This window comes from Calditrichota bacterium (assembly GCA_013151735.1).
Lineage (GTDB): Bacteria > Zhuqueibacterota > JdFR-76 > JdFR-76 > BMS3Abin05 > BMS3Abin05.
This window is the reverse complement of the sequence record JAADHR010000109.1, coordinates 21,045-27,044: the sequence shown is the minus strand read 5'-3', so window position 1 is coordinate 27,044 and position 6,000 is coordinate 21,045. Positions and strand designations below refer to the sequence as shown.

Sequence of the window (6,000 nt, the reverse complement as noted above, 5' to 3'; positions counted from 1 at the left end):
CTGCAAATTCTGCGGGAAGCTCCTGACGTGTACCGGGCTGCGGACAAAATTATTGAAGCAGGAGATTGGCTGGTCTGGCAGTTGACGGGTGTTGAAAAGCGAAGCGCCTGTCAGGCGGGCTACAAGGCCTTCTGGAGCAAGGAGGATGGATATCCCTCAAAGGAATTTTTGCGGGAGCTGGATCCCCGATTTGAACGGTTTGTGGATGAAAAATTATCCCACGATATTTATCCGGTTGGTTTTCTCGCCGGCGGATTAACAAAATCCATGGCCGAAGCCCTTTCATTAAAGGAAGGAACCCCTGTGGGCGTAGGAATTATCGACGCGCACGCAGCACTTCTGGGCAGTGCTGTAGCAGAGCCTGAGAAAATGGTGCTCGTTCTGGGAACCTCCACCTGCCACATGGTTTTGGGTGAAAAGAATGTTCTGGCCAAGGGAATTGCCGGTATTGTTGAGGATGGCATTGTTCCCGGCTACACGGCGTACGAATCGGGTCAATCGGCCGTGGGCGACATTTTTGCCTGGTTCATGCGGACATCGGTGCCTCCGGCGTACCACAAGGAAGCTGAACAAAAGGGGGTTGACATTTACAAATTGCTGGAAATAAAAGCCGCAAAGCTAAAACCGGGTGAAAGCGGCCTGATGGCCCTGGATTGGTGGAATGGAAATCGCTCGATTCTAATGAATGCTAACCTTTCCGGCCTACTGGTTGGGATGACTCTTGGAACCAAACCCGAGGAGATTTACCGGGCGTTGATTGAAGCCACGGCTTTTGGAACAGAAAAGATTATTCAAACCCACGAAGAACAGGGGATTCCCATTAAGGAACTCTACGCTTCTGGCGGTCTGGCCGAGAAAAATGAATTACTCCTGCAAATCTACGCCGATGTGACCGGACGGGAGATTCGTGTGGCAGAATCCCGACAAGCGGCTGCGTTGGGGGCAGCCATCATCGGCGCAATTGCCGCCGGAGCGAAGAACGGAGGGTATGATGATTTTAAAGAAGCGACGAAGAAGATGGCTCGAATCAAGGAAACGGTTTATCGTCCCATCCCCGAAAACCGGCGTGTTTACCGCCGTTTATATGAGATTTATCTCACGCTTCACGATTATTTTGGGCTTGGAAAACACGCAATAATGCCGGATTTGCGCAAACTAAAACTTGAGGCATTGGGAATTCAGGAATAAAATGAGTTGCCTCCAATAAGTAAAGATGCCACAGATTCACGAATTATTATTTTACAGTATTTCCAGAAAAATCTTTGTTTTTTTGCAAAAGAATGAACCGCGAATGAGCGAATCACTTTCTTTGTTTGAATAAAATTCGTGAATTCTTTGCCTTTTAAATGAACCAACTAAAAAGGATGACTTTATGGGACCCTCATTACCCAAACAAACCATTCGTGAAATGATTTACACAAGCTTCGAAAAATTCGCCGATCGAAATGCCCTATCGATGGTGGGGGACAGCCCGTTTACCTACCTCGATCTCAAAAAGTTGGTCCAACAAATCTCAAAAGTCCTGCAATGGAAAAGGCTGAAAAAAGGCGATCGTGTGGCCATTCTTTCCGAAAACAGTCCTCTTTGGGGGGCAGCCTATCTGGCAATTGTCAGCTCCGGAAGAGTGGCGGTTCCCATTTTGACCGAATTTCACCCGACGCAAATTCACCACATCATTCGGAACTCCGGAGCCAGGCTTTTGTTTACGACCCGAAAATTGGCCTCAAAACTGGAAGACGGAGAATTGGGAAAACTGGAATGCATTCTATCGCTTGATGATTCTGAATTTACCATTAATGGCTATCGGAGCAGCACACTAACCAATGCCATCATTACGGCAGATTCCGAAATAAAGAATTTTGAGGAGTTTCCACCCGAAGAGGAAGACCTGGCGTCCATCATTTACACCTCGGGGACAACCGGAAATTCCAAGGGCGTGATGCTGACTCACAAAAATATTGTCTCAAATGTAGTAAGTGCCACAAAGGTTTTAACGGCCGGCCCGACGGATCGGTTTTTGTCTATTCTGCCCCTTTCCCACGCCTACGAAGGCTCCATGGGATTTCTGGCGCCCATGTATCTGGGGTCGAGCATTTCGTATATTGAAGGGCTTCCCACGGCCATGACACTTCTCCCGGCCATGCAAAAGGTGAAGCCGACCATTATTCTCTCTGTTCCGCTGATCATGGATAAAATCTACAAGAAAAAGGTTCTTGCCGAAATCAAAAAGAAATATCTGACGCGGGAAATCTACAAATTTGCCACATTTCGAAAACTTCTTCATAAAATGGCAGGCAAAAAGCTACTGGAAGCTTTTGGCGGGGAGCTGCGCTTTTTTGTTTTTGGCGGAGCGGCCATTGGAACCGAAGTGGAATATTTTATGCGGGAAGCCAATATTCCGTACACGACCGGCTACGGGATGACGGAGGCGTCGCCTCTCTTAACGGCCAATCCCCTTGAAAAAGTGAAGGTGGCTTCCACCGGACCGGCCATTTCAAATGTGACGCTAAAAATTGTTGATCCGGATCCGTCTACCGGTGTGGGTGAAATTTATGCCAAAGGGCCAAACATTATGAAAGGCTATTTTAATAATCCCGATGCAACAAAGGAAGTGTTGACCGAAGACGGCTGGTTGGTTACGGGCGACCGCGGATATTTGGATGACGAAGGCTATCTCTTTATCAAAGGCCGATCCAAAAATGTGATTGTTGGTCCCAACGGAGAAAACATTTATCCGGAAGAAATCGAAGAAATTCTGAATGAGTCCTCTTATGTGGCCGAATCGCTGGTATTGGGCAGAGAGGGGAAAATTATTGCCAAGGTGTATCTCGATTATGATGTACTGGATCAGGAATTCGCAAAAGAAAAGCTCTCCGAGCGTGAGATTCGTGAAAGAATCGACGCCCTTTTACAGAAACTCAAACGGGATACGAATAAAAGAGTCGCAAGTTTTGCAAAAATTCACCAAATTTTCGAACAACCGGAGCCCTTTCAAAAAACACCCACAAAAAAGATCAAACGTTATCTGTACCAGAATTAAGTGCACTCTTTTTAATCGTGTATTGAGAAGGAATTCGAAAGGAATTGAATCTTTCACGAAAAAAGATCGTAGGATGTGGCAAATAATTTCAATTAATAAAAAATTAACTTGCTATTTTAGATAGAATGCAATATATTTTGTCAATGGATATTTTATGGAAGTTTCTGTAAAAATAATTAGTTTCGAAAAGCTTGCCAAGAAATAGTATTCCTTGGAAGGAGGTGGCAATATGTTTAAAAAGTTAATGGTGGTTGCTTTATTGGTTGCTTTGCCAACGTTTATGCTGAGTTATGGTTGTGGCAAGAAAAAAGAAGAAGCCAAAAAAACACAAAAGATTGAACAGAAGACGGCTCCTGCAGAAACAACAGCAGTAGACACAACCGTACACGATACAACAAAAACCAAATAATTTGTTAAAGGTTGTATTTGAATTGTGGGAAGGTTTCATTCATTTCTAACGTGAGATCTGGGGCAAGCTTTAAAATTGCTGAGAAATGAATACGGGTTGTAGAAAACCATACAATAGAAAAAAATTATTTTAGTTGATTTAATCCCGGATTGGCAAGCTTTTTAAAAAGAGATCGCAATGAGCGATCTCTTTTTTTATAGTGTTTTCGGCTGCAAAAATGGAAAAATACGTAAATAAAATTCCGCATTATTCGCGAAAAAATACAAATGATCTGAGCCCCTTGTTGAAACAAAAGGGACAAAATCTGTATTTGTGGTTTACGCGCCTCAATGCTCTCTCCTACGCATCACTGGCAGAGAGCATTCTAATTCTCTACGCTATCAAGCTGGGTGCATCCGATTCGTATGTGGCGATTATTACCTCCTTCCTTTATTTCACGATGCCCTTTATGCTTTTGGGCAAAACCTCTATTGGCAAATGGGGAGCGGCGAGAAGCCATGGGATCAATTGGGCGCTAAGAAATTTGAGTGCATCTTTGATGATTCTTGTCCCGCTTATCCAGGCCAGATATTCCGTAACCCTTGGTTTGTATTTTCTTCTGATTGCGGCCTTTTTGTTTTTTACATTTCGGAGCATCGGAATGGTGGCCATGACGCCACTGGTCGGAGAAATTACATCCGATCAGGATCGCGGGGCTTTTATTGCCAAAATATGGATGGCCTTTAACAGCTTCTCTTTGATCCTGATGGTGACCATAGCCTTTCTGCTGGATCGTTTCAAGAGTATTCACACGTTTCAAGCCATTATTTTCTTTGGTGTTATTACGGGATTGGCATCCAGCTTTATCATTTATCGGGTCCCGGAATCCCCCCGGGCGCGCGTGTCTGGCAAAGAAAAATTCTCTTCGGCCTATCGCTACATCACCCGGAACACGACCGCCCGCCGGCTGCTTGTTGCCTGGACGGCTATCACAATGAGCATGATGCTGGTCATTCCCATTGGCGTGGTGACGTTGAAGCGGGGCTATCAGCTCTCTGACCACGTGGTTCTGATGTTTATTATTCTTCAATTAATCGGGAGTATTTATGCGTCGTACAACAACAAATTATTTTTAGACCACGTGGGCTCTCGCCCACTTATTATCCTTTACAGCATAGGACTTCTGTTGGTTCAGCTGATGTGGGTATTTGCACCCACGCATACCGTGTGGATTTATCTGGGAGCACTTTATTTCATTTTGGGGATGACCATTTCGGGTGCGCAAACATCGCTCTCGCATTATTTCCTGAGCACCATTCCGGCCACCCGGCGCGTGGCGGCCTCAATGTTTATCAACATTACATCCGGTTTGGCAGCCGGTTTGGCGGGATCCATTTTTGCCGGCGGCTTCCTAAAAGTCCTGCACCATTTTGATTTGCAGGAAATCATGGTTTACAAAACATATTTTATCGCAATTGCCCTGATTCAGCTTCTGGTTATTGCACTGAGCTTTCGCCTGATTCAGCAAAAGGAGCGCCGAATTACCGATGTCATGGGGATGTTTTTCTCTTTCAGGGACTGGCGGGCCATTTACACCCTGCAAAAGCTCTCAAAACCGACGCAGGAAAATGAAGACATGTCTATCCTGAACCGCCTTCAGGGAATCGGTTCCGATTTAACGGAGGAAACCCTGGTTCACTACCTGGAATCTCCCCGGTTTGTGATCAGGGGGAAAGCCCTGCAGGTACTCAATCAAATTGATTTTTCTCCCCGTGCGGCCAAACGAATTATTGAAGAGCTTAAAAGCGGTGAATATACAACCGCCTATTTAGCGGCCGAAATTCTGGGCGAACATGGTGTTCGGGAAGCCATCCCGGAATTGCGAAAAGCGCTTCTCTCCAGGGACATCTTTTTGCAGGGAAAGGCCATGCTGGCTTTGGCCCAACTCAAGGACGTGGATTCGTATGAAAAAATTGTGAGGATTTTTGAACACTCCAAAAATCCAAGAATTCTCATTTATGGTGCACGTGCGATTACCTACATGAATCATCCGAAATATCTGAACATTTTGTTAAAGAAAATCAAAAACACCACGATTCCTGACCCTATTTTGGATGAGTTGCTCTACAGCGCATGTGAGATTTCCCATCTGGGGGATGAATTTTATTACTTTTACAATCTTTATCAGCGCTCCTCCGAGGCCGGGCCCCTGGCCCTGTTGGACTTTATTCAGGAAGAATTAAAGAATTACCCGGATTTTTCTTTGGAACTGAGCGCCAGTGTGGAACAATTTGAACAGCAGGGACATGATATCCGTCCGTTCCAAATGTTCTGTGAGAAATGCAGGAATTTTCATGATCCGATTCTAATGGCCGTCCGCGATTTTTTAAACACATGTCCTGCCACTAAATTGAATGAAAAAATACTCCTCAGTCTGGTGTTGATACTTTCCCGCGAATTGAAGAAGGTTCATCCCGGGTCGGCCAAAAAACCGATGAAACGGATCCCGGCTGTAAGCCCCTGAAAAGGTCTATTTGTGCAAAAAAATAGAATTCCTCATTTTTTTCCTTGC

4 protein-coding genes are annotated in these 6,000 nt (G+C 45.1%); all 4 read left to right on the top strand.

Going from position 1 to position 6,000, the window contains the following annotated elements; all coding sequences use genetic code 11:
- Positions 1–1,188 (top strand): ribulokinase (locus GXO76_07610; GenBank protein ID NOY77718.1); only part of this gene is annotated, 1,188 nt, incomplete at its 5' end.
- Positions 1,189–1,372: 184 nt separating this feature from the next.
- Positions 1,373–3,040, top strand: a complete 1,668-nt coding sequence (locus tag GXO76_07605; GenBank protein NOY77717.1) for a long-chain fatty acid--CoA ligase — start codon at positions 1,373–1,375, stop codon at positions 3,038–3,040.
- A gap of 229 nt (positions 3,041–3,269) precedes the next feature.
- Positions 3,270–3,449 (top strand): hypothetical protein, encoded by a 180-nt coding sequence (locus tag GXO76_07600; protein ID NOY77716.1) that lies wholly within the window; start codon positions 3,270–3,272, stop codon positions 3,447–3,449.
- Positions 3,450–3,666: 217 nt separating this feature from the next.
- On the top strand, positions 3,667–5,952 hold the full coding sequence (locus GXO76_07595; GenBank protein NOY77715.1) for an MFS transporter: 2,286 nt from the start codon (positions 3,667–3,669) through the stop codon (positions 5,950–5,952).
- Positions 5,953–6,000 lie beyond the last annotated feature (48 nt).